Below are 24,405 nucleotides of genomic sequence, written 5' to 3' on the forward strand. Positions count from 1 at the left end.
GTAGTCTTTTTTCAGATTAGATTCTATGCATTTGCCAAGACCTCCTTAACACGGGCCGCAACAATACGTTCTTGTCCGGGTTCCATCATCCAGGTGGTAATGCCCACTTCTTCCTTGTTTCCCACAGTTTCTATGGAAGGATGACCATCACGCAGTTTTTTCCGCATGTCGTCCTTTGAAATTTTCACCACTTTTTCATCCCACCGAATTCTTAGACTGGGTACATGATTGGCATGCGGAGGGACATGTATCTCGGTTTCCACACCCTTTATGGATTTGGCGCTATCACTGATCAGTTTAATCTGGTCTTCCCAAAGTTGCCATTCCTTTTTATGATCTTTGGCCAAATAAAGCTCCAAGGCCACCAACATTCCCAAAACCTCTTCCTTGTTTACCTTCATACCCCGGCCAATGGTGGTACCCCTTGGCGGTGTATGCATCCGGGCAGCCTCAATATATTTTCTTTTACCCAGTAACAAGCCTGCACTTTGGGGGCCCCGGAGTCCCTTTCCTCCTGAAAATGCTACCAGATCAAAGCCCATTTTTGTGAAGCGGAAGAGATTTTCTACGGGCGGTACGTCCGCGGCGCAATCGATAAAAGTGGGAATGTTATGCTTCTTGCCCAAGGCTACGAATTCTTCCCATTTAATCTCGCCCTTTTCCGCGTTCGCATTTAAAAACCAGAGCATGGCCGTTTTTTTGGAAATGGCCTTTTCCAATTCCTTGGCTGTTTTTACCCAAACCAGTTTTGCACCGGTATTGGTCAGTGCCTGGGTGTATCCTATGTTATGGGATTCCTGAAGGATAACTTCATTTTTCATGCCCTCGGTATTGGGCAACTGCTTCACTTTTTCTTGGTCCGATCCACATAATACCCCGGCCATTCCAATGCTCATGGCTCCGAAACAACCTGATGATACCGTTGCGTATTCGCAATCCAATAATTGGGCGATCCGTTCCCCTACCTTGTCCTGTAACTCATCCAGGTTAACGTAGTCCGAAGTGCCGTAGGTTATGGCATCAGTGACCTCCTTAGGCATTAATGATCCGGTCATTGAGGTATAGGTTCCTGCGGCATTTATAAAGGTCCGTATCCCCAATTCCTTGAAAAAATCCCGTGCCAAGGGTTTTGCAATGGTTTTCTCCACCACTTTTGCCCGGAGCAATTCAGGTCCCAATAAACCTCCGATCAAAGGGAGGGTGGAAAGCGTCTTTAAAACTTTTCTTCTACTACTCATGATTCGTCTTTTTTGTTAGTCCAAGGCTGCAATACAATCCATTTCCACCAGTGATTTACCAGGGACTCCACCGTAGGTGGCAACTGTGGTCCGAACGGGCGGATTCTTGCCAAAACGCCCCCGGAAAACTTCGTTCATCCCCTTGTAATCCTGTAAATCCGCCAGATAAACATTTACCTTCAATACTTTTTCCATGGAGGAACCATTACGCTCCAGTTCCTTTTGTAATTCTTGCAATACTATCTCTGTATGCGCCTTGATTTCATAGGGCTCAACATGTGCCCCTTTTCCGGCAATGTAGAGTGTATTTCCATGTTTTACCGCACCTGAAAAAAGTGGAATATCTTGATCGGTAACAATATCGCCGACCACCTCTTTTTTTGCCTTTTTATCCTTATTCATTGCATTAACGGTACCTATGCCGAATAAGGCGGCAATACCCATACCCATTTTCTTAAAGGATGCCCTTCGTGTTGTCTTTTTGTTCATCATGATACTGTCTTTATTTGGTTAATTCAAAGATGGATGGAGACCACCCCGCTTTGATCTATTGTTAAGATACCCTCTTACGCCAAGAAGAGGAATTTTTTTATTTGACTATTTTACCACGTTCTTTTTTTCAACAATTCCTGTATCTGTTCTTTGGGTACGGGAAGTTCGTCCATATGATCCTTGAGCCATTGTGAAAAATCCTTTTCTATCTCGTCCGTCCATCTTCCATCAATCTGTCCTGGGGTATACTTGCCTTCCTTGAGCCTACCGATTCCAAACAAATCCCGTAAACGGACCACTTCCGAGGTGACCACTATCTTTTCCGCTAGGTGGGCCGGTATAAAAACTACCCCCTCTTTTTTGGCCAGGACAATATCCCCAGGAAGTACCGTGGCAGCACCGATTCGGATGGGGGAATTAATGCTTTCCAACATTACCTCCTGCAGGAAGGATGGGTGCCAACCTCTCACAAAGGCATTGAAGCCCTCTATTTGGGACAGTCCTTCCATATCGCGACTGGAAGCGTTGAAAACTACCCCGGTTTTCGATTTGGCATAAATGGAATTGCCCAAATTGTCCCCAATCAAAGTTCCATCCACAATTTTTCCAAAACCGTCCGCCACATAGACATCCCCCTGCACAAGCATATCTATGGGCCATGAATTAGTGTTCCCGATTTGGCCCTCTTCTTTTCCTTTTTTCTTGATTTGATCCGATACATCCGGACGATTGGGCATGTATTGTACCGTAAGGGCACGACCGACAATCGGCACATCATCATGCAACGGTTCCCAACCTCCTTCAAATTGATTGTGATACCCTTCATTTCTTAGGGTTCCCCATGCTTCTTCAATGGTAACACTTTTCATGCGTTCCAAAACACTGTTAGGCACTTTGGGTCTCCCATCTTCAAAACGTTCTCCTTCCCATTGTGGGGTTAGAAACATGATATAGTCCTTTGAAGCCGTTTGGCCCCAGGCCAGGTTTCCTACCAATAGCAGTAGAAATAAAGATCTAATCCTATTCATCCGTATTAATTTTAGTATCAATTTGTACTTCTTCCAATGGTTTTTTTGTCTCTTTGGAGGCATCCTTGTCCCGCCAATAGGTAGCCAAAGAAGAACCTGAAATGTTCATCCAAGGACCGAATACGGCCGGGGCCAGACCTACCGTGGCTACTTTTCCCATTTCCAAGGCGATACCGGAAGCCAAACCTCCGTTCTGCATCCCTACTTCCAAAGCTATGGTCCTACAATCCCTCTCCTCCATTTTGAACAATCGGCATCCCCAATATCCCAGAAAATAACCCGCAGCGTTATGGACAATTGCTGCTACCACAAGCAGCAGACCTATGGTCAAAAGGTTGTCTCTACCTGCCGCGGTTATAATCATAATAATCAAGGCAATACCGCCCATGGAGACTATGGGCATGGCCTTGTCCAACCACTGTGCCTTTCCATGAAAAAAATGGTTAAAAAGCAGTCCCACGATTATTGGTACGATTACAATTTTTAATATGCTCAGCATCATTCCCCAAAAATCAATGGGAACAAACTGCCCTGCAAAGGTTTCCATGAGTAGAGGGGTCATCAAAGGGGCCAAAAGTGTGGATACAGCTGTCAATGTAACGGACAAGGCCACATTGGCCTTGGCCAAATACGACATTACGTTGGAGGCCAACCCACTTGGGGAAGATCCTATTAAAACAACACCCGCCGCAATCTCCGGAGGAAATCCAAAAATGGTAGCAAGGCCCAGTCCCAATAAGGGCATTATTGTAAACTGACAGATGACACCGACCAAAACTCCTTTTGGCATTTTTACAACACCCCAAAAATCCTTGATACTCATGGCCGTACCCATACCGAACATAATTACCTGCAAGAGGGGTACAATCAACAATTTCATTTGAAAATCACCTATCTGCCTCAAGTACCCGGGATAGAACATAGCATAGGAAACAGCGGCAAAAATCAATATGGTAAATGAGAAGCCCTTAAAAAATTGGTGCCCCCTAGCCGATAAGGCCAACAATACCAAAAATAGGATGAGGGAAGGTCCAATCTGGTTGCCCATACCCAAAATTAAAAGTATAATTGTGGCCAATAGGAAAACCATGGCAGCTATAAGCAGAATAATGGATGTCCTTTTTTTCATGAAATCAATTTATTCGTTCCACGGTTTGCTGGCCAAACCGTTTAAATCGTACATAACGATACCGTCCTTAATAGTAAGTTCACACTCCAATTTTTGATTGCCAATCATCTTCTTTTTCCGCACATCGATAAAGCCAAAGTTACCTTTGAGTAGGTTCAAAACGGCCACATCGGCCACCGCTCCTTCTGAAAGATGGCCTAGATCTTCCCTTTGGATAATTTGTGCAGGCTGCCATGTGGAAGCAGCAATAACCTCTTTCAAGGACATATCCATATTCAGAAACTTTGACATTACATTGATTTGGCTTTTCATACCTCCATTCATACTTCCTGTGTGCAAATCGGTACTAATAGAGTTGGGTTTTAGCCCCTGCTCCATGGCAGGAATGGCCTGATCAAAACGAAAACTACCCCCACCGTGGCCCACATCAAAGACAATACCTTTTTTTTGGGCCTCAAAAACAAAATCCCTGACCTTTCCGTTCTCATTCACAATTGGGGTCCTACCCTTTACATTGGCATAGGCATGTGTAAAAATATCTCCTGGCCTCAACTTTTCCAAGAAGAGATTTTTTATGGACAATTCCGGTTCACTACCTCCAAAATCAATCATGACGGGAATACCCGCCTGTTTCCCTGCTTCTACTGTCCGTTCCGTGGGTGTCCAATCAAATCCGTTATAGTGGGCCAACTTTACCCCTACCACAATATCAGGGTATTGCTTGGCGACCATAGTAGTCAATTTGGGGTCCATATCCCCAACATTCTGCTCAATGGCCCCTCCTTTCATTCCCAGACCAACAATATTCAAAAAGGCCAGCACTCTAGTCTTTGAACGGTCGATCACCTGTTCCTTAAATTTCCTAAAATCCTTCCACCCGGAACTACCCGCATCGGCCACTGTGGTAACCCCACTACGAAACGTAAACCCATCTGGGGGTAAGGCACTAAAGCTATTGTTCAAATATCCAAAAGGTACAGTACCGTGAAAATTATGGGTATGGATGTCCAGTAGGCCCGGGACTACGTAAAATCCTTCGGCATTCACCACGACCTCGGCCTGACCTTCGGATATATCAGAATCTACTTTGGCAATCTTTCCCTGCTTTATGGCCACATCCATTACTTTATCGATATCGTTTTTGACATCAATGACATGACCTCCCTTTATGAGCATATCATAAGCTTGGGCCGATACCATAGGGGTAGCTAAAAGAAACATCCCAAAGCAAAAAGCGAATTTCAAGACTATTGATTTCATATCGGTGTTCGTTTTAATATTCTCTATTCCGTAGTAACCCGTATAGGTTCAATGGGTGTACCGGAGGCCTCCAGGGCCTCACGCATCTTGGCGACCTCTTTTCCCTCAATCCCATCGGCTTCATTTCCAAAACTGGAACGGATAAAGGTAAGCACCTCGGCAATCTCTTCATCGCTCAAAAAACTGTGTTGTGGCATCACGCCGTTGTAGACTTCTTCACCTATTTTAAGACTGCCTTCCATGCCCCTAAGCATTACCTCAATAAGTCGTTCCTTATCCCCGGTAACCCAATCGGTGCCATAAAGCGGAGGAAACCTTCCCGGTGCCCCTCCCCCTTGTTTTTGGTGACAGGCACTACAATATTGATAATAGATGCGTTCACCACCTGAAACATCCTCTTCCATTAAATTGTCCGTAATCTTATCAGGAGTCCTTATATGTGAAAGTTTTTTTCGTTCTTCCATTTGGGTCAATTCTTCCTGTCCAAAAGTCTCCCTGTCCCCGTTGTATGTCACTTTCCAAATTTTACCTTTTACTGAATCGGAAATATACATTTCCCCATCTGGTCCAACAGCCAGACCCATGGGTCTATGCACGGCATCCGTGACATCTACTATAGGGTCTACTTGGGCAAACCCATCGGCAAAAACCTCGACCTCCCCACTGGGTTTACCTTCTTTAAAAGGAACAAAACCTACAAAATAACCGGATTGCGGATAGGGTGCCCGGTTGGTAGATCCATGGAAGGTAATAAACGCCCCATTCTTATAACGTTCTGGAAATGCATCACCCTTGTAAAAAATCAAGTCGTTCGGGGCCCAATGTCCTGGAAAGCCTATAATAGGATCGTCATATTCTGCACATCGGCCAACGATCTCACCATCACCTCCGTATTCGGGGGCCAATACTTTCTTGCCCGACATCTGATCATAATAGCAATAGGGCCACCCAAAATGGGATCCTTCCGTAACCCGCATAAATTCCTCGGAGGGCAGCATGGCGCTCTCCCACGGTGAAAAGGTATTGGGCCATAAACGTAGGAGATCGTCCCGACCGTGCATGACCACATATAACTCCTCATCAACAGGGTTCCAATTCATAGCCACCACAGAACGAATCCCAGAGGCATATTTATAGCCGTCCTTTTGGGTCTGGTTTAATTTATTGGCATCAAAACGCCAAATACCTCCGTGGTCCTCAAGTTGAGGACATGGATCCAAACCTGGGGCCTCCGGTGTTCTTTTAGGGTCTTGGCACGCATTGGAGGGCGCCCCAAAGGGAACATACATATAGCCCTTGTTGTCAAACGCAATGGGTTTGCCAATATGCTCATGCTTACCATGGTGATGATCATCTCTCATTACAATTTCCGCCTCCCCCTCCGGAATCAAAGTGCCCGGTTTTAATTTATGTCGATAAACCACCAAATCCGAACTATAGTAGATATAACCATTATAAATACGCATGGCGGTTGCATAGCTCCATCTCGCTCGCTGATGCTTGCCTCCAAATTTTTCCACCATATCCGAATAGCCATCTCCATTGGTATCCTTTAGGGCAATTACCGAAGCATTTTCATGTGCATTGCGCAACTTGGCATAAAGGATATTATCTTCCGTGACATCCATATGCCTAACGGTTTCGGCCACGCTATCGATTACAATTACGGAAGAGAAGCCCTCGGGAAGAAATAGGCCGCCATCCCGACCGTTCGGGCTACATCCTAAAAAAAACTGGAGTGTGCTAAGGCATAGAATGCCTATTTTTAAACGCGACAAACGATGAATCATCTTGGTAACAGGAAATGGTAGTTTTGTATTGGACTTGGTTAAGGTAAAATTCTTTTATATAGAAAACAAGCGAAAGTCTCAAAATGTGCTCGAGCACACCTTAAAATCTTACGCATATAATTATAGGTCTAACAGCCATAAAACAAAAGGTATCTTAGCTGAATTTCATTCAAAAATTAGGGTTCCAAAAAACTCTGGTCGATGAAAATCGGGTCGCTCGGTTCCTACCGGGTTCCAGGAAACATAATGCTTTTCGGATGTATCGTCCCCACATTTGTAAAAATTAGATCTTGATGTGAGCCCTGCCAGCTTAATCCCTTTATGGGAGGTCAGCAATTTTGCAGGTAGAATTATAGTCATTTCCCACTGATGCCCCCCACCCTTTTCCTTAAAGGGCAAATCTCCCAAACTCGATTTTATTTTAACAAGTCGTTCAATTTTCTTGGGATCGATAAACTTGCGGGTGTGGCGATCCGGACCATAGGCCAAATGTGGTGTTCCGATACAACTAAATTCAAAGTTGTAGTAGCTTCCGTCTCCCATGGGATCAAAAAAGAATTCTACACAACTATCGCGGGATACCGAACCGTTGATTTCCGTACGATCAGCAAGTATATTTTTTTCGTTTACATAATACTTTATCCAAATCTGGTTATTGCTATGTGCAATCCTAAACTTAACCTCTGGTAAATACGGAAACTTTTCCCAATTGATTACTGCTATCGATTGCAATTCGGTCTGTTCCTCCAACAATCGGGAGACCTCCTCCAAACCTAGGGACTTTTTACTTTCAATTCTTTTGACGATCAGGGAATTCATAGTATTGATTTCGGTTTGTCCACATACCGTGGCGACAACCAAGAAGAACAGGATATGGACAATCTTCATTTTACAACATATTCCTTTGAATAGGTAAGATACGTAACTTTAAAGGCTTTTGCAGTACCATGGTATTTTTTCATCAGATTAACGTTTATTCTTATTGGTCCATTCCCGAAGGGTTCTATTCCAATCCAAAACCTCTAGAAACAAGAACATTTATAGATTATTCTCTTGACGGGTATCCCATTAAATTTCAGTAAATTGAGGCATGATTCCCGGTGATTTTAAGATTCTCATGAGATTTTTGAAAAATCTGTTTTTTTGGATGCTTCTTTTGGGGGTCATTGGTTGCGGCCCTCAAATGCCAGAAACCGTAAAACTAGCTTACGAAGAACTTCCTGAGAAAATCGATTTTAATTTTCATGTACGGCCCATCCTGTCCGATCGTTGCTTTGCCTGCCATGGTCCTGATGAAAATGCAAGAAAGGCCAATCTTAGATTGGATACGGAAGAGGGGCTGTTTTCAATGCTGGAAGGCAAGGAAAAGTTTCCAATCGTACCGGGCAAACCTGGAGATAGTGAGGTCATTGAGCGTGTCCTTCACGAAGATCCGGAAATTGTAATGCCCACTCCGGAAAGCAATCTGACCCTGACCGATACGGAAAAAGCCACCCTGCTAAAATGGGTGGAACAGGGGGCCGAATGGAAGACCCACTGGGCCTTCAATGCCCCTGTAAAGGCTCCTCTTCCCAAAGTAAACGAACCCTCATGGGCAAGGAACGAAATTGATTATTTTGTCTTGGACAAGTTGAAATCCGTAGGATTGTCTCCCTCCGAAGACGCCGACAAAGAAACGCTTATCAGACGGCTTTCTTTTGATTTGAATGGACTACCGCCCACACCGGAGGAAGTCCATGCGTTTAAGAAGGATACATCCCCCAATGCCTATGAAAAATTGGTCGATCGACTTTTAGCCTCTCCCCGATATGGTGAACGATGGGCCTGGGAATGGCTGGATGTGGCCCGTTACGCTGACACCAATGGGTTTCAAGGTGATGCCACCCGTGATATGTGGCCTTGGCGCGATTGGGTAATCCAGGCATTTAACGACAACATGCCCTATGATGAATTCACCATTAAACAACTAGCGGGCGACCTTTTGCCCAACGCCACCCGGAACGATATTTTAGCAACGGGCTTTAACCGTAACCACACCTATAATACCGAAGGCGGAAGTATTCCCGAGGAGACCCGTGTGACCAATGTATTTGATCGGGTGGAGACGACAGGAACAACATGGTTGGGACTTACCATGAATTGTGCACGTTGCCATGACCACAAGTACGATCAAATTACCCAAAAGGAGTATTATCAAATGTTCGATTACTTCAACCAGACCTCCGAAGAAGGTGGAGGTTGGGGAGGAAAACAAAAGCCCCTGCTCGATTTAAGTCCGGAGGAAGAGTTTAAGAAAAATCAAAGACTTCAGAATTATGTAGATGAATTGGTCGCCAAGGTAAAAATCTTTGAAGATGAAAATTACCCGAGGGAACCCGGAGTACCTATGTCCGAGGCGGAAGCCATTAAAAAGCTCAAGGGTCTTGATACCCGTATCCTAATAAATCCACCGGATAAAAGAGGAACGGGGAGTTACAAGCAATTGGCCAACTACTTTAGGACAGCGCACCCAAGATATGGTCAATTACTGGAACAAGTATATGGGGCCATGCAGACCTATGACAAGGCTACGGCCCACACCACTCAGGTAATGGTAATGGACGAGGCGGAAGAGCCTCGGACCACCTACGTTCTTGACAGGGGAGGCTATGATAAACCCAGGATGGACGAACCAATAATCCGGGATGTCCCGGCCATATTGCCCCCAATACCCGAGAATACCAAAAATGACCGCTTGGCATTGGCCCAATGGATCGTGTCCAAGGAGCAGCCATTGACCGCAAGGGTGATTATAAATCGGTATTGGCAGGCCTTTTTTGGAAAGGGCATTGTAAAGACCATAGATGATTTTGGTGTTCAGAGTACGTTGCCAAGCCACCCGGAGTTGTTGGACTGGCTGGCCGTAGACTTCCAGGAAAATGGTTGGGACCTAAAAGCCCTTTTTAAAAAAATCGTGATGAGCGCTACATATAGGCAAAGCTCCAAGTTTAGCCCTAAATTGTTGGAAATGGATCCGGAAAACCGGTATCTGGCACGGGCCACGAGGATGCGATTACCCTCCTGGATGCTTCGCGATCAAGTGCTTTATATGAGCGGACTTTTGGTGGATAGTATAGGTGGAAAACCCGTTAAACCCTATCAACCCAAAGGGGTTTGGGAAGAAGCTACTTTTGGCTTCATTAACTACGAACAGGATCATGGGGATAATCTGTATAGGAAAAGTCTGTACACTTTTTGGAGGCGCATCGTTGGGCCTACTTTTATATTCGATAATTCCCCGAGACAGGTCTGTACCGTAAAAAAACCGGATACCAACACCCCTTTGCACGCCCTTACTACCTTGAACGACATAACCTATCTGGAAGCGTCCCGAGTGATGGCGGAAAAAGTACTAAATACAAAAACCAAGGATGACGAACGTATCCGATTTCTTTTTGAATGGGCCACTGCCAGAGTTCCAGATGCAGAGGAAATGAGGATTTTGAAAAATCGATTGATTAAACTTCGCTCAGAATATACGTCCCTTTCGGAAGAGGCCCGAAAACTGATTGCAATTGGGGAATATTCAATAAATAAGGACTTAGTGGTGACCGATTATGCTGCCTATACCGCATTAAGTTCCTTGGTATTCAATTTGGACGAAACGATAACACGGCAATAATGGATAAAGCGACGAGACATCCTTTGGAGGAATATCAAGCGGGTATGACCCGCCGGAATTTTTTTGGGAAAATGGCACAGGGTATCGGGGTGGCTGCCTTGGGAAGTATGTTAAATCCCCTGTCGGCCTTAGCTTCAAACTCCGGCCAGGGGAGGTTAACCGGGAACGGATCGGGACTTCCCCATTTTGCCCCTAAGGCCAAAAGGGTCATTTATCTTTTTCAAAATGGCGCACCCTCCCATATCGACCTTTTTGATTATAAACCTATTCTCAAAAAATGGCACGGCACCCAAATTCCGGATTCATTAACTGCCGGGAAACGTTTCTCCACCATGACCGGAGAGCAAACCGAGCGACCCGTAATCGCTGAAATAGCTAATTTTGCGCAACATGGCCAAAGTGGTGCCTGGGTTTCCGATTTCATGCCTGAAACAGCAAAAATTGCCGATGATCTCTGTTTCATTAAATCTATGTATACCGAATCGGTAAACCACGCTCCGGCCATAACTTTTTTCCTCACTGGTTCCGAACAACCCGGAAGGCCGACTATGGGATCTTGGCTAACTTATGGCCTGGGTAGTACGGCCAAAGACCTCCCGGATTTTGTCGCCATGACATCGCGCGACAAGGAGGCCAGTTGTGGTCAGATTTTCTATGATTATTATTGGGGCAGCGGGTTTTTGCCCAGTAAGTTTCAAGGAGTGAAATTTCGGGGTGGAGGAGACCCCGTGCTATACCTAAAAAATCCGGAAGGGATGAGTCGTGAAATGCGTCGCAAGATTCTGGATGATATACAAATTCTTAACCAGCAGAACTATAAAGAATTTGCCGATCCGGAGATACAAACCCGTATCGCACAATACGAGATGGCCTACAAAATGCAAATGAGTGTCCCAGATCTTACTGATTTTTCCGATGAGCCGCAACATATTTTGGATATGTATGGCCCTGACGTGCACCGTAAGGGCAGTTTTGCCTATAATTGTCTTATGGCAAGGCGCCTAGCCGAAAGGGACGTGCGTTTTATTCAATGCATGCATGCTGGGTGGGACCAACACCGAAACCTCAACTACCAATTAAAAATTCAATGTCAGGATACGGATCAGCCCAGTGCGGCGCTGATCAAAGATTTGAAGCAACGTGGTATGTTAGAGGACACCTTAGTGATTTGGGGCGGTGAATTTGGCCGGACTCCCTTCTTACAGGGTAATATCGCCGACTATCGGAATTGGGGCCGCGATCATCATCCCTATGTATTTACCATTTGGATGGCCGGAGCCGGGGTAAAACCGGGTATTTCCTATGGCGCCTCGGACGACTTTGGCTTTAATCCAGTGGAGGGGAATGTACACGTGCATGACTTTCAAGCCACGGTAATGCATCTGATGGGAATAGACCACGAACAATTTACATTTAAACACCAAGGAAGACGTTATCGGCTAACCGATGTTCACGGTCATGTAGTAAAGGATATCCTATCCTAACAACTATGAACAAACTATTGAAAAGGCATCATTCTGAAGCTACGTAAAGCTTAAGGGTCACTGCGCACCACAAAATCAAGATCAGGAACCGACGACCAAGAAGCTATGGCAAAACCTTAACCATGATATCCTTATAATACACTACACTTTCCGGGTCATGTCCCTGCAGTGCAAAGGTTCCGCCATTCAGGACACGGTATTTGTCCCCTTCTCCCCGATTCGGATGTTCCGGTTCCGTATAATCCACTACCACGATATCATTTATTTTGACTACTATCCGTTTACCTTCTACTTTGACGTACTCGGTATACCAGACATCGTCTTTTACATATTTTTCCTTGACATCTACAATGGCGTATAAACTACCCGTTCTTCTCCAATCCTTTTGGGTATTGTTGACTTGGACTTCATAACCGTGTGATGGCCATCCATCTTCCTGAAACCGGGTATGGATATAAATCCCTGAATTTGCGCCCGGTTTGGTCATCACCGATGCCTTAAATTCAAAATTTTGAAAGTTATGGCCTTCCACATCCCCCGCATAGAACAAATGGGCCCTAGGACCGGCCACTTTTATAGCACCGTCTTCCACTGAAAAAGTAGACGCATTTTTACCCACTTTCCATCCATCAAAATTTTTTCCATTGAACAAGGAAACCCACCCCTTTCCATTGCTTTCGGCTTCCTGGCCCAGAGCACCTGTAAAAACCATTACACAAAGCAACATGGACCAGGCGTATTTTAAAGTATCTCTCATTAGTTAGTTATTTGAACTTTCAATTTGCTCCTACAAAGTATAAAAAATAAACCAGTAATGCTGCAAAGTGCCCAATACAAATGGTTTAATAACAGCATGCAGCGAGCAACCCCGATCTAGTTTACCCACTTGCTCCATTGGCATCTACTTTGCCATTCTCTTTAAATCTTCATAGAGACTGCGTTGTTTCTCCAACACATTAGTGTATTTGGGGTCTGAGACCAGATTAATTTCCTCCAGGGGATCACGGGATAAATCGAACAATTCTTCATAATCGTATTCCGAGTATTTGATATACTTGACACCAGTGCTAATTACCCCTTGTGTTACCGGTATTTTTGGGCTTCCAAAAAAAGAATGTTCGTAGAAAAAGGCAGAACGGGTACTATCGTTATTCTTGATTGCCGCAACGAGATCCAGTCCTTGCATCGATTCCGGTGGGTCAATTCCGGCAAATCCTAAAATTGTAGGGGCAATATCTATATTTAGTGCTATTTGGTCCATTTTCCCTTTTGGGCTTCCCCCCCTAGGATCATATATAATTAAGGGAACACGAACCGATTCCTCATAGGGATACCATTTTCCAGCTAGACCATGCTCTCCCAGAAACATTCCATTATCACCCATAAAGACGATGACGGTATTTTTGTCCAACCCTTTTTCTTTCAACTGTTTCCTAAGTGCACCCACTACATCGTCTACTCCGGTCAAGAGTCTATAATAATTTTTGACACTTCGCTGGTACTTCTCCGGAGTATCGAACCGGAGTTTCCAACGCTCGCGCCCAATGTTTTCATCCGTACGGAAAAAGTCGGGAAAGGATTCCCAATATTTTGGATCGGCCGTTTTTGGTTCAGGTATCACAATATCCCTATAATAGTCTGCATACCTTGGGTTAGGTATAAACTGACGTGGATCAACATCCTGTACATGTGGAGCTTTAAAACTTACCGAAAGGCAAAAGGGTCTGTCATCTACTTCGTTAATAAAAGTTTCAATGTTATTGGCGACCACATCCGTGTAATGGATATAGTTTCCATTTTTATCGGTGTTTTCATAATCAGGTTGACTCTTTTCGGTACAAGCCCAAAAATCGAACAACGCCTTTGGATGCACCTTGGCCTCTCCAACCCCATATTTCCCGATAAAACCGATCTTGTAGCCCTTGTTCTTTAATTGCATGGGGTAGGTGCCTTCCAAAGCATCTGGGGAAAGGCCGGTTTTAAAGTCATGGATCCCATGTCTGGATTCATACTGACCGGTAAGCATACTGGCACGGCTAACGGCACAAATGGAAGTGGTTACATAAGCATTCTTAAAAAGTAGTCCACCGTTAGCAATTTCATCCAAATGTGGTGTTTGAATAATTGTATTCCCCATAGCGCCCAAGGCATCCCAGCGCTGGTCGTCCGTAAGCAAATAGATAATGTTGGGTTTATCCGAAATGACCTTTTTAGGTTTTTCGGAACAACCTAACACTACGCAAAAAATCATGAAAACAAATCCGAATCCTTTTAATAATCGAAGCATAGACAACTGTTTTAAAGGTTCGGAGATAGCATTTTTCGAAATAATCGAACCCATTCCCAATTTAGAATAAAAAATAGGTTTTTACCACTATCTTTTTCTCCGTATTTTTAAATTATAAGTATAAGATGGAATACTGTGTACATCTTTATCCGTAAGTAAACCTTCCGTTATTGTGTAATTTTCCCAAGGCATTTTTTACAAATGCTCTTCAAAGAAATCCAATATCGGAACCACTACAGCAAACAACAAATTTTATGGGTGTCCAAAAATGGTTAAATCTTGACGAAGCCAAGAAGGTAAACGAATATGAGCGAGAACCTGTTCCGGTATCCGAAGTCAAGGGGTTTAAAAAGTTTGTGGGTTTGGTCGCCGGAGAGCATATTGCAGGTACTGAATTCGTTATCGGACCATTATTTGTCATACACGGAGTGGCTGCAGCGGATCTCTTTTTGGGACTACTTTTAGGAAATTTACTGGCCACACTAAGTTGGACTTTAATTTGTGCTCCGGCAGCGGTAAAGACACGATTGACTATTTTTTTTCAGTTGGAAAAAATCTGTGGTTTTAACCTGGTCTCTATTTACAACTTTGTCAACGGTCTACTTTATGCAGTTTTGGCGGCAGCCATGATAGGTGTATCAGCATCCGCTATTGGTATTCTTTTTGGTATTAAAGGTCCTGGGTTGACCAGCTTGTATCCGGAAAGTTTTTCATGGGTCCTCATTATTGTCGCCGTTGGTTCCGTCATAGCCATAGTGGCTACCTTTGGATTTGACATGGTTGCCAAGTTTTCCTCTCTTTTTGCACCTTGGATGCCTTTGATCTTTTTAGCGGCGGGTTTGGCTGTCCTGCCCCAGCTCGGAGTTACCGGTTTTGATAATTTTTGGGACGTGGCCAATACCAAAATATGGACGGGAGTACCGTTGGAGGGGCAAAGCAAATACACCTTTTGGCATGTTATGATATTTGCCTGGTTGTGTAACAATGCCATGCATATTGGTTTATCGGATATGTCAATATATCGCTATGCCAGGAAACCCACCTATGGATTGGCATCTGCCTTTGGAATGTTTATTGGACATTTTATGGCATGGATCGCTTCCGGTATTCTTTGCGCATTGGCTTTGACAGAAGGCAACTCAAACCCTTCCCCGGGGGAAATTGCTTATATGGGTGCAGGTATCGCCGGTTTAATTTGCGTAGTGGTCGCGGGATGGACAACGGCCAATCCCACAATTTATAGGGCTGGCTTGGCTACCCAAGCTCTCTTCCCGTCTATGAAGCGTTGGAAGATAACAGTTGCCGTTGGGATTATTGCCATGATAATGGCCTGTTTTCCGGCCATTGTTAGCAAGCTGGACCAATATTTAGGCCTATATGCCCTAGTGGCTGCACCTGTTGGCGCCGTAGTATTGATCGATATCTTCCTCTTCCCCAAAATAGGACTTATATCCAATTTTGCGGAAGTAGCCAAGTTGAAATTTAATTTTTCCGTGGCCCTGGTTTGGATTTTAGCCATGATTGCCGGATATCTACTGTATGACTATTTTAAGCTGGACTTTTATTTTTTCATGGCAGTACCCAGTTGGATTATAGCCGCAGTGCTCTATGTACTGGCTGCTTATTTTCAGCAGAAAGTTTTGCTCAAAAAGGAAATCGCACAACACTTATGAAGGCTGTATTAAAAATAATTTCGTATCTGGGATTGGCACTGACTATTATACCTGTCTTTTTTGTTCTTGGGGGTTCTTTGGATGATGCCTCGTACAAAACCTTACTATTGGTGGGTACGCTATGCTGGTTTTTTACGGCTCCGTTTTGGATGTTCGGGAAAAAGGAATAGGAACTTATTCAGTCTCAATGATGAGTTCACTAGTGCTCCCTGTAATGTCAAAATGATTTATTCGGTAATCGACCGCCTTGTCATCCAACCTCATGCTTTTTATTCTTCTCCCTTTTGTACCGAGCCTTTTAATGGTGAACTCCTTGCCCTGATAAAAATCGGTATTAAGTTTCAAAACCACTTTTTCAAAAGAAGGTAAAGTAACCATATATGAAGGGTTTCCGGGCGTATCCGGATATATGCCCAACATGGCAAATACTACCCATGCCGACATTGTTCCCGCATCGTCGTTCCCCGGAAGACCATTGGGTTGCGTGGTAAAATGTGTGGCTAAAAGCTCGTTGATTTTTTGTGCGGTGCTGTACGCTTTCTCTCGCGTATAATTATAGAAAAAAGGGAAGCCCAAACCCGGCTCATTGGTCATATCAAAATGCTTATCCTCGAATATGGTATTCAATTGGGATAGAAATCGTTCGTCTCCTAATCTGGTTTTAAGACTATCCAACCCATGGGGAATGGAAAACAGATATTGCCATGCCGAACCCTCCACAAAACCGGGACCTCCCCTGAGACCAAAATTCATGTCGTCCCAAAGATCTTGGGCCGGATCAAAAGGCCTATACCAACTGCCATCACGATTCTTTGGCCTAAGCAGTCCAGTTTCATCGTCATACAGTTTTAAAAAGGACATTGAACGATTTAAATAGTACTGGAAATCTTGTTTTTTTCCGAGCAAATTGGCCATTTGCGCTATGTTGTAATCCGCCAAATTGAATTCCATCGAAGTAGAGACCGCGCCCCATACTATCCCATTGTTCCATCCAAAATTTTTGGCATCATTTACTTCACTATCCATCGGAATATAGCCGAGGTCCAAATATTCCTTAAGCCCCCTTCTAAAACGGTTCCCTTCAATAACAGTAGCTTGTTTGGTGACCGCCTCATAGGCTTTCCCAACATCAAACCGATCTATTCCTTTAACATAGGTATCCCCGAGGACAATGGCGGCCGGATCGCCCACCATAATATTGGGTTCATAGGCAAAGATTTCCCATTTGGGCAACCAACCGGATTCCTTGTAAATCCCCACCATGGTCTTTACCATATCCAATTGTCTTTCTGGATATACCAATGTAAAAAGTGGGTGCGTAGTCCGATAGGTATCCCATAGCGAAAATCCGGTATATCGGGTATAACCCTCGGCTTGGCCCACTTCCTTGCTATCCATTTGTATATACTCCCCATTGTGGTCGCTAAAAGTTATAGGCATTAAAAGACTGTGGTACAGGGCGGTATAGAATTTCACCATATCATCCCTGGAAGTTGTTTCTACCTGAATTTTGCCCAATTCCCTTTCCCATTCAATTTTTGCTTTTCCCCGGACAGTCTCAAAATTAAATCCGGATTGTTCCGTATGAAGGTTTTCACGGGCATTCCTTTCGGATACAAAGGAAACTCCTACTTTTATGTGTAAGTCGGTCGGTTTTTCATTTTCAAATTGGTAGACTATTCCACTAGGCTCCCCTTCCAAATACTTTTCAAAATGCGTTGTTTTGTTCTGGTGAACCAAAAAAAGTGAATCGGCCTTGCGGTCCATTTCAACGTGAAAATAAAGTTGACTTCTATTGTTCGAACCACAGAAAAATCCTTCTACCTGATGTCCACTAACCGAACTGTAATCATAAGTCGCTATATGGCCTCCCTTCACATGTCCTTGTTGGGCATTTAAATCTAGATAAACGGTACTGCTACCGGCTGGTAATTCTATTTGGAACAGCCCTGACCTAGTAGTTGTCGTAGCCTTAACCCGGATATCTTCTTCATTTAACCTAACACTATAGTACCCGGGTTTCGCCACTTCTTCTGAATATGTAGAACCCAACGGCTCTTCAGAAAAAGGTCTTGATGAAAACTTAAAGGGAACATGACCGGCAGCTGGACAGCCCACCCCGGAAAAGTTCACACAGCTAAAACCGTAGATTTTTTCTTCCCCATAGCGATAGCCTGTGGCCAGATGGGCTTTTGTAAAGTCAAAGGTTTGCGGACTGATGGCCGTCATTCCCCAAGGGACTACCGCTCCAGGGTGCACATTGCCAAAACTACGCTTAAGGGCATTTCCTTTGGTTCCGATAAATGGGTCCACAAAAGAAGTATACTCAAGATTGGGGACGGGAGGGTCTTCTTTCATTTCGCCACAGCTAAGAGCTAAAAGCAGAAGTAAAATAACCAGATAAAAAAACGATAGGAACGAAAAGGGTCTGTACATCATGTTGAGTGCATCATACTTTCTAAAATTAAGATGTCACTTTAAAGAGGCCCTTTTATTTTGGAAAACAGGAGATAAAATAGATACACATTCATTGATCAAACCTTAACCCAAATCACTTCTGATTTGTAAAATGGAACCCTTTTGTATTTCTGAATACGGATATTTGGAGCTGTTCTCCATTTTAAACTGTACTCACATGAAACATAAGCTTTTTTACATCTGTTTGCTTATCGGGATAGTCGCTTTTCAAGCCTGCAATACCAAATCCAAAAAGGAAATGGAGATTGACGAAAGTCCGGTCGGAAAATACCATTGGAAGACCTACAGAGGTGTAAACGTAAATTGTACCATACAAGAAGAAGATATAAAATATCTGGCCGAATCTGGCGGGAATCTTGTGCGATTGAGTATGCCCATATGTACTTTTATAGAACTTAAGGAACCTTATACACTAAACGAAAGTGCCTTCATAAAGTTGGATTCTGTTTTGAACTGGGGCGAAAAGTATGGAGTAAACGTCTTGATAGACCCTCATAAATACCCCGGAACCGAGCATCAATGGACCATGTTAGGATCCGATCCCTTTTGGAAAGACTTTAAATGGCATAATGTCATCATTTATTTTTGGGAAAAACTTGCTGAAAGATATGCCCAAAGGGGGAGTGTGGTCGCGGGCTATGATTTATTGAACGAACCTCAAATCCCATTAGATATGGAAAAGGGCACACCGGAAGACGTAAACCTTCTCTATAAAAAACTAACCGATGCCATCCGTAGGGTAGATACCCTTCATACCATAGTATATGCGTTGCCAAGAATCTATGATGAACCCAATAAAAAAATGTACGGCTATCATAAAGGAATACAAAAGTTTGATTTACCCAGTGATGACAATATTTGCCTGGAAACCCATACTTACATGCCCAAGGCGTTTAGCCATCAAAACATTTGGGAAGAGGGCGACTACGTTCCTTATCCCGTTACTCTGGAAGGGGTGGTCTGGGATAAAGGGAAACTGGAGGAAGAACAGTTTGAACTTATTCAATTCTCAATCGATAATCCTGATATCCCAATCTTAGTGGGAGAGTTTAGTAGTCCTAGATGGACCGGACAGGACGGTATTCGATATCTATCCGACATCATAGACATTGCCGAAGAACAAAACTGGTCCTGGGCCTACCATGCCTATCGGGAAAATCAGGTATGGGATCCTGAAATGTCCATTACAAATCGGGCGGATAGTGTTCGCATAGAGAACGCTCCCAGATGGGAGCTTTTAAAAAACTATTTTAGCAGGAACCACAAATAGGCCAACGGACTATGCGGAAATTACTTTTTCCTTTGTATCCGTTGTGTTCATCTTTTTATATTGGGTAGGGGTCTTACCCGTAAATTTTTTAAAATTCACATAAAAAACGGATTCCGAACGGAAACCACTATCCACAGCAATTGCAAATATGGTAAGGTTATCGTGCTCGCTACTTCTTAAAAGACGTTTGGCCTCCGCTATCCTCTTTTCATTTACAAATTCACTGAATGATTTTCCCATGTGCTCATTCAATAGTTTGGATAAAATATAAGAGTGGATACCAAGGGCATGGGCCAATTTTTTTTCATCCAGCTCCGTATCCAAATACATTTTTTGCTCATCCATAAGACGACTTAGTTCCCTTTGATGTTTTTCCAATTCAGGAAAATCGGATTCCTCCATATTCTTGATCAATGGTAAGCCTGAAAGGATTTTGGGGTACTTGAATGCGAAAAATAGTGTGATAAAAATGATAGAGCAGGTAAACAACAAATAATTTATCTCTATAAGCTTTAGGACTCCTTCATTAGAGGCATTAGGTTCATTTGTGCCCACAATACCCCAATGTAACATTGTGGTAAAGGCAATGTAGGTTAAAAGACCCAAAAAGACGAAGAGCATTTTGGGCCATAGGAGAATGGATTGCTGTTTTTGCTTTACGGATATATCCTTGAAACGGAATAACCTATATCCCTTGATGAGGAGAAATAGCTTCCATAGAAATATCACTACAAGATCAATCTTATGAAAGGTATTGCCAATATAAGCTCGGAAGGTAAGATTTTCATTTAGTAGAACATAACCCGTTAATGCGGCAGACCAAAGGAAGGGTACTAAAAAGTAGGGTAGCCTTTTTTTTGTAAACGGCTTTCCCATTATCGCATTGATATAAACAAATACCAAGGTGGGAAGCCATAAATCCAAAATATCCGGTGCCACCAAGAATTCCGGAACATCAAATTTTAAATCTTGATATCGCAATAAATATTGAAAAAGGATATTGAGGGCAATTGCAATAAAAATTGAGGAAAGGATATAGTTGTTCTTGGCCCTCTTGACCAAAGGAATGATAATTCCTACTATAAAACTTTGTATAAACCCCCAAATAAATAACGGTACGGACATATCCTTTAAATATAAATAAAAGAATCGTTCGCCATACCAATAAAATAAGGCTTTCCACCCCTACCCTCCTTAATCCAATACCCGTAGGCCACATTCATAAAATTCGTGTTCATGGTTCTTAAAAACATAGCTCCTTTTGTTTTTATTATTTAAAATTTCAAATCCAAAGTAATTGTTACCACATATTTTTGATATTGTCCCAAAGAACACGAATTGAAAAGAGTATTTATTGAATAAAGCGATTATGAAAAAAACAATACAATACCAGGACTACTATGACAAAGTGCTGGGAGGTTGGATCGGTAAATGTGCAGGAGGTATTCTGGGTGCCCCAATCGAGGGTTTCAAGAAATTCAACACCATTCCTTACTCGGACGAGCTCTTTGCAACCAATTTTGCCAATGACGACCTGGATCTTCAAGTCCTATGGCTGGATATGTTACTTCAAAAAGGGGATAAGGTCCGGGAGGCCGATTTTAATTCACATTGGATGCGACATGTAGATTTTCCTTGGTGCGAATACGGTATCGCATTACGAAATATGCGAATGGGCCTGGACAATCCCAATACCGGCGAACATAACAATTGGTATTGGAACAGTGGCATGGGATCACCAATTCGGAGTGAAATTTGGGGCATGGTCAATCCTGGACATCCGGAAAAAGCGGTCTTCTATGCAGGAATTGATTCTAGATTGGACCATCATGGTTTTTCCGTACATGCGGAACAGTATCTTTCCGCATGTGCGTCCCTTGCATTTTTTGAATCCGATGTAAAGACCATTTTGTCACAAGGTCTCCAATACATTCCATCCGATTCTGATTGCCATATACTGGTACATAGAATAATGGAATGGAACAAACAATTTGATTTTGATATTGTTGCGGGAAAAATTAAAAGCTATTATGGTGATGCTGATTTTACGGCTGCTGCAATGAATGTAGGATTCATTTTATTGTCCTTATTGCATGCGGATAATTCGTTCGATTTTCTAATCGATGCTTTGCATATGGGTCATGACAGCGACTGCGTGGTTGCTACGGCTGGTGGTCTTTTAGGTATTATCCTGGGATATAAAGCTATTCCCGAAGTATGGAAAAAACGTGTTGGGGATGAATTGTTGGTCAGCCCTGAGATTACCGGGATATATTGCCCCAAGACCATTACCGAACTTAGCGAACTTACTTGTAAGGCAGGAATCCATTTCGCTTCGGCAACCGATAGTATCCGTATTGTTGATTTTCCTTCCGAGGCCATTTTTGTCCCTCCTTATAAAGACTATGCCATCCACACCGAAGTAATCTCTTTTCCCAATCCTGCAACCAAAAAAAATGCCTCAATTACAATCCATTATGAAAATCAAGAGGATAGCCCTCAAAAAGTTCAATTGGCAATTTCATCACCCTACTTTAAAAGGATAGAGACAAGTTTATCAGTATCACCGATTTCTAAACTTTCTTGGGAGGTTTTGTTGGAATTTAATGATAAACCCTTCCCAAAATCCTACACAAAAATCCCGTATACCTTGCATGTAAAAGTGGATGATAAAAAGTCCAGTATCCTTGAAAAAGGGATGCCCTATTATGGTGAGTGGTTACTCTTGGGACCCTTCATTGAAGATGACCCCTCTCTTGTTCCTCTTGATACAAAATATCCTGACCATGGCTTACCGTCCTTACCCTCTTGCGCATATATGAACCATGACCTGGCCCGACCAGAAAAGGAATTTGTTTCGGTAAAGACCGTTGAACGACTCCTAGCTGAAAAGTGTATTTTTAAACAGCCTTTTCATGCTGAAATCGTTCATCCGGATGCTATGAAAATGAATCTCAAGGATTACTTTTATGGAAATGGGGAACGGACGCTTTATCTTTACTCCGAAGTCCATACGGACCATGCTGCCAAAAAGTGGCTTGCCTTGGGCAGTAGCACATATGTAAAGGTTTGGCATAATGGTGAAAAAGTATACCACAATGATGCATTGAAACGATCATGGCCCTTGGCCCATACAGTGGAGTTGTTTTTGGCAAAAGGCAAAAACTCCTTCTTAATTCGAATGGACGTTACCTTGGACAATTTTGAATTGGAAATCGGTTTAAAAGAACATAATGAAAAACATGCCCACCAAAGTCAGTGGGAATCCAATTTGCAGTTTACCCTTGATAAGTCCTTATAATCAATTGGACTACTTTTAAGCGGGAAATTAGGCGACCGTATGAAGAAAATCGATACAAGAAATCAGCTTCCTTATGTATGGATTGCCGCTGGGATACTTCTTACCCTATTGCTGGTTATGTATCTCTATGTTAAGAAGACTTCCCCGGTCCAGTCCGATTATCAAACAATATTTCCCATCGCCACCCATTCCAATGGGGACAACTATGTGGGTTCCGAGGCATGCAGGGCATGTCACGCCGATATCTATAAAACACATTTGGAAACTGCCCATTACCATAGTTCGTCCTTAGCCGATTCCGGTTCGGTAAAAGGCAGTTTCAAGAAAGACAAGAACCTATATCAATTAAACGACAGTATTCGGTTCAAAATGCTTTTGGAAGATTCGGAAATGTACCAACAGGCTTGGAATATAATTTCCGGAGAAAAAATTTCCAAGTCCAAAATTGATGTGGTTATCGGTTCGGGAACCAAGGGACAATCCTATCTATCTTGGGAAAACGATAAGCTATATCAACTGCAGGTTTCATATTTTACACCCACGGATAGTTGGACCAATAGTCCAGGTATCCCCATGCAACTAATGGAACAACGCCGTCCCGCAAATGCCAAATGTTTGGAATGCCATACCACATTTGCAAAAAACACGGCGCTATATGGCATGGGCAATTCCTATGATAAATCCCAAATTATGTATGGTATTGATTGTGAACGCTGTCACGGGCCTTTGCAGAAACACGTAACTTTTCATAAAAACAATCCCGAATTGAGTGAAGCCAGGTATGTGATAAATCACGATACGCTGTCCAGACAACAACGTTTGGACGCCTGCGCACTATGCCATTCAGGAGTTAGGATGGACATACAGCCCGCCTTTCTTTTTTTAACCGGGGATAAGCTAACAGAGTATTCACTTCCGGATTCCAATGCAAAAGATTTGGAGGGGATAGATGTACATGGCAACCAGTACGATCTTTTAAGGGCCAGTACATGTTTTAAGCAGACGGAAAGCATGGACTGTACAAGCTGTCATAATCCCCATAAGAATGAAAGAGGGGATTCCGCATCCTTTAACACAAAATGTATGAAGTGTCATTCCAAGAACTCCATCTTATGTAAGGTTGACCCCTTGCTTTCCAATCAGAAAAATACAAATTGTGTAGCCTGCCATATGCCGCTTATTCCCTCCAAATCAATGTTTGTGCAGATAGGCCGGGATAGCCTGAAAGTTCCGGTAATGGTGCGTACACATTTAATCGACATCTATGCTCAATCCGAGACTGAAAAGGGAGATGCAAAAATGTGAGGAACCACT

19 protein-coding genes are annotated in these 24,405 nt (G+C 43.3%); 7 read left to right on the forward strand and 12 right to left on the reverse strand.

All coding sequences use genetic code 11. The features are described from left to right. Nucleotides 1–23: 23 nt before the first annotated feature. The 7 genes from Q0993_RS04450 to Q0993_RS04480 all read right to left on the reverse strand — a co-directional run bounded on the left by Q0993_RS04450 (nucleotide 24) and on the right by Q0993_RS04480 (nucleotide 7,825). Nucleotides 24–1,238 carry an aminotransferase class V-fold PLP-dependent enzyme gene (locus Q0993_RS04450; protein WP_299530124.1) on the reverse strand — a complete coding sequence of 405 codons (1,215 nt, stop codon included), beginning with the start codon at nucleotides 1,236–1,238 and terminating at the stop codon, nucleotides 24–26. Between the two features lie 15 nt (nucleotides 1,239–1,253). Then, the gene (locus Q0993_RS04455) at nucleotides 1,254–1,730 is read right to left on the reverse strand and encodes a RidA family protein (protein WP_299530125.1); all 477 of its coding nucleotides are present in this window, start codon (nucleotides 1,728–1,730) and stop codon (nucleotides 1,254–1,256) included. Between the two features lie 110 nt (nucleotides 1,731–1,840). After that, nucleotides 1,841–2,758: an RraA family protein gene (locus tag Q0993_RS04460; RefSeq protein WP_299530126.1), complete on the reverse strand. Its 918-nt coding sequence runs from the start codon at nucleotides 2,756–2,758 to the stop codon at nucleotides 1,841–1,843. Beyond that, nucleotides 2,751–3,887: a bile acid:sodium symporter family protein gene (locus tag Q0993_RS04465; protein ID WP_299530127.1), complete on the reverse strand. Its 1,137-nt coding sequence runs from the start codon at nucleotides 3,885–3,887 to the stop codon at nucleotides 2,751–2,753. Before Q0993_RS04465 ends, Q0993_RS04460 begins: the two co-directional genes overlap by 8 nt. A gap of 9 nt (nucleotides 3,888–3,896) precedes the next feature. Beyond that, complete coding sequence (locus Q0993_RS04470) at nucleotides 3,897–5,147, reverse strand: amidohydrolase/deacetylase family metallohydrolase (protein ID WP_299530128.1); 1,251 nt, start codon at nucleotides 5,145–5,147, stop codon at nucleotides 3,897–3,899. Nucleotides 5,148–5,170: 23 nt separating this feature from the next. Next, a complete protein-coding gene (locus tag Q0993_RS04475; RefSeq protein WP_299530129.1) occupies nucleotides 5,171–6,925 on the reverse strand; it encodes a PQQ-dependent sugar dehydrogenase in 1,755 nt (584 codons plus the stop codon). 177 nt (nucleotides 6,926–7,102) lie between these two features. Continuing rightward, complete coding sequence (locus Q0993_RS04480) at nucleotides 7,103–7,825, reverse strand: carbohydrate-binding family 9-like protein (protein ID WP_299530130.1); 723 nt, start codon at nucleotides 7,823–7,825, stop codon at nucleotides 7,103–7,105. Nucleotides 7,826–8,054: 229 nt separating this feature from the next. On the opposite strand from Q0993_RS04480, the gene Q0993_RS04485 reads away from it, so the two are divergent. Both Q0993_RS04485 and Q0993_RS04490 read left to right on the forward strand, forming a co-directional pair. Then, nucleotides 8,055–10,598, forward strand: a complete 2,544-nt coding sequence (locus Q0993_RS04485) for a PSD1 and planctomycete cytochrome C domain-containing protein (RefSeq protein WP_299530131.1) — start codon at nucleotides 8,055–8,057, stop codon at nucleotides 10,596–10,598. Further along, nucleotides 10,598–12,082, forward strand: coding sequence for a DUF1501 domain-containing protein (locus tag Q0993_RS04490; protein ID WP_299530132.1), 1,485 nt, complete (start codon nucleotides 10,598–10,600; stop codon nucleotides 12,080–12,082). The genes Q0993_RS04485 and Q0993_RS04490 overlap by 1 nt, the downstream gene beginning before the upstream one ends. A 103-nt stretch (nucleotides 12,083–12,185) precedes the next feature. Here Q0993_RS04490 and Q0993_RS04495 read toward each other — a convergent pair whose 3' ends face one another. Next, complete coding sequence (locus Q0993_RS04495) at nucleotides 12,186–12,839, reverse strand: DUF1080 domain-containing protein (RefSeq protein ID WP_299530133.1); 654 nt, start codon at nucleotides 12,837–12,839, stop codon at nucleotides 12,186–12,188. A gap of 144 nt (nucleotides 12,840–12,983) precedes the next feature. After that, complete coding sequence (locus tag Q0993_RS04500; RefSeq protein ID WP_299530134.1) at nucleotides 12,984–14,369, reverse strand: sulfatase; 1,386 nt, start codon at nucleotides 14,367–14,369, stop codon at nucleotides 12,984–12,986. A 254-nt stretch (nucleotides 14,370–14,623) separates the two neighbouring features. Here Q0993_RS04500 and Q0993_RS04505 point away from each other — a divergent pair, with 254 nt between their 5' ends. Together Q0993_RS04505 and Q0993_RS04510 are read left to right on the forward strand one after the other, a co-directional pair. Beyond that, nucleotides 14,624–16,042 carry a hypothetical protein gene (locus Q0993_RS04505; protein WP_299530135.1) on the forward strand — a complete coding sequence of 473 codons (1,419 nt, stop codon included), beginning with the start codon at nucleotides 14,624–14,626 and terminating at the stop codon, nucleotides 16,040–16,042. Continuing rightward, nucleotides 16,039–16,212 carry a hypothetical protein gene (locus Q0993_RS04510; protein ID WP_299530136.1) on the forward strand — a complete coding sequence of 58 codons (174 nt, stop codon included), beginning with the start codon at nucleotides 16,039–16,041 and terminating at the stop codon, nucleotides 16,210–16,212. Before Q0993_RS04505 ends, Q0993_RS04510 begins: the two co-directional genes overlap by 4 nt. A 4-nt stretch (nucleotides 16,213–16,216) precedes the next feature. Here Q0993_RS04510 and Q0993_RS04515 read toward each other — a convergent pair whose 3' ends face one another. Next, nucleotides 16,217–18,481: a GH92 family glycosyl hydrolase gene (locus Q0993_RS04515; protein WP_367279579.1), complete on the reverse strand. Its 2,265-nt coding sequence runs from the start codon at nucleotides 18,479–18,481 to the stop codon at nucleotides 16,217–16,219. Nucleotides 18,482–18,677: 196 nt separating this feature from the next. On the opposite strand from Q0993_RS04515, the gene Q0993_RS04520 reads away from it, so the two are divergent. Further along, the gene (locus Q0993_RS04520) at nucleotides 18,678–19,790 is read left to right on the forward strand and encodes a cellulase family glycosylhydrolase (RefSeq protein WP_299530137.1); all 1,113 of its coding nucleotides are present in this window, start codon (nucleotides 18,678–18,680) and stop codon (nucleotides 19,788–19,790) included. 9 nt (nucleotides 19,791–19,799) lie between these two features. Here Q0993_RS04520 and Q0993_RS04525 read toward each other — a convergent pair whose 3' ends face one another. Together Q0993_RS04525 and Q0993_RS04530 are read right to left on the reverse strand one after the other, a co-directional pair. Then, complete coding sequence (locus Q0993_RS04525; RefSeq protein WP_299530138.1) at nucleotides 19,800–20,915, reverse strand: AraC family transcriptional regulator; 1,116 nt, start codon at nucleotides 20,913–20,915, stop codon at nucleotides 19,800–19,802. A gap of 5 nt (nucleotides 20,916–20,920) precedes the next feature. Next, entirely contained in the window at nucleotides 20,921–21,043 is a 123-nt protein-coding gene (locus Q0993_RS04530) for a hypothetical protein (protein ID WP_299530139.1), read from the reverse strand. A 116-nt stretch (nucleotides 21,044–21,159) separates the two neighbouring features. Between Q0993_RS04530 and Q0993_RS04535 the strand changes: the two genes are divergently transcribed. After that, the gene (locus Q0993_RS04535; protein WP_299530140.1) at nucleotides 21,160–23,091 is read left to right on the forward strand and encodes an ADP-ribosylglycohydrolase family protein; all 1,932 of its coding nucleotides are present in this window, start codon (nucleotides 21,160–21,162) and stop codon (nucleotides 23,089–23,091) included. A 39-nt stretch (nucleotides 23,092–23,130) separates the two neighbouring features. Further along, nucleotides 23,131–24,396 (forward strand): multiheme c-type cytochrome, encoded by a 1,266-nt coding sequence (locus Q0993_RS04540; RefSeq protein ID WP_299530141.1) that lies wholly within the window; start codon nucleotides 23,131–23,133, stop codon nucleotides 24,394–24,396. Nucleotides 24,397–24,405 lie beyond the last annotated feature (9 nt).

The sequence above is a fragment of the Ulvibacterium sp. genome (genome assembly GCF_028285715.1).
GTDB lineage: Bacteria > Bacteroidota > Bacteroidia > Flavobacteriales > Flavobacteriaceae > Ulvibacterium.

Coding starts and splice junctions, on each gene's coding strand:
- Q0993_RS04450 (WP_299530124.1), bottom strand. CDS start 1,238: ATGAGTAGTAGAAGAAAAGTTTTAAAGACGCTTTCCACCCTCCCTTTG.
- Q0993_RS04455 (WP_299530125.1), bottom strand. CDS start 1,730: ATGATGAACAAAAAGACAACACGAAGGGCATCCTTTAAGAAAATGGGT.
- Q0993_RS04460 (WP_299530126.1), bottom strand. CDS start 2,758: ATGAATAGGATTAGATCTTTATTTCTACTGCTATTGGTAGGAAACCTG.
- Q0993_RS04465 (WP_299530127.1), bottom strand. CDS start 3,887: ATGAAAAAAAGGACATCCATTATTCTGCTTATAGCTGCCATGGTTTTC.
- Q0993_RS04470 (WP_299530128.1), bottom strand. CDS start 5,147: ATGAAATCAATAGTCTTGAAATTCGCTTTTTGCTTTGGGATGTTTCTT.
- Q0993_RS04480 (WP_299530130.1), bottom strand. CDS start 7,825: ATGAAGATTGTCCATATCCTGTTCTTCTTGGTTGTCGCCACGGTATGT.
- Q0993_RS04485 (WP_299530131.1), top strand. CDS start 8,055: ATGAGATTTTTGAAAAATCTGTTTTTTTGGATGCTTCTTTTGGGGGTC.
- Q0993_RS04490 (WP_299530132.1), top strand. CDS start 10,598: ATGGATAAAGCGACGAGACATCCTTTGGAGGAATATCAAGCGGGTATG.
- Q0993_RS04495 (WP_299530133.1), bottom strand. CDS start 12,839: ATGAGAGATACTTTAAAATACGCCTGGTCCATGTTGCTTTGTGTAATG.
- Q0993_RS04500 (WP_299530134.1), bottom strand. CDS start 14,369: ATGCTTCGATTATTAAAAGGATTCGGATTTGTTTTCATGATTTTTTGC.
- Q0993_RS04505 (WP_299530135.1), top strand. CDS start 14,624: ATGGGTGTCCAAAAATGGTTAAATCTTGACGAAGCCAAGAAGGTAAAC.
- Q0993_RS04510 (WP_299530136.1), top strand. CDS start 16,039: ATGAAGGCTGTATTAAAAATAATTTCGTATCTGGGATTGGCACTGACT.
- Q0993_RS04515 (WP_367279579.1), bottom strand. CDS start 18,481: ATGATGTACAGACCCTTTTCGTTCCTATCGTTTTTTTATCTGGTTATT.
- Q0993_RS04520 (WP_299530137.1), top strand. CDS start 18,678: ATGAAACATAAGCTTTTTTACATCTGTTTGCTTATCGGGATAGTCGCT.
- Q0993_RS04525 (WP_299530138.1), bottom strand. CDS start 20,915: ATGTCCGTACCGTTATTTATTTGGGGGTTTATACAAAGTTTTATAGTA.
- Q0993_RS04530 (WP_299530139.1), bottom strand. CDS start 21,043: ATGTTTTTAAGAACCATGAACACGAATTTTATGAATGTGGCCTACGGG.
- Q0993_RS04535 (WP_299530140.1), top strand. CDS start 21,160: ATGAAAAAAACAATACAATACCAGGACTACTATGACAAAGTGCTGGGA.
- Q0993_RS04540 (WP_299530141.1), top strand. CDS start 23,131: ATGAAGAAAATCGATACAAGAAATCAGCTTCCTTATGTATGGATTGCC.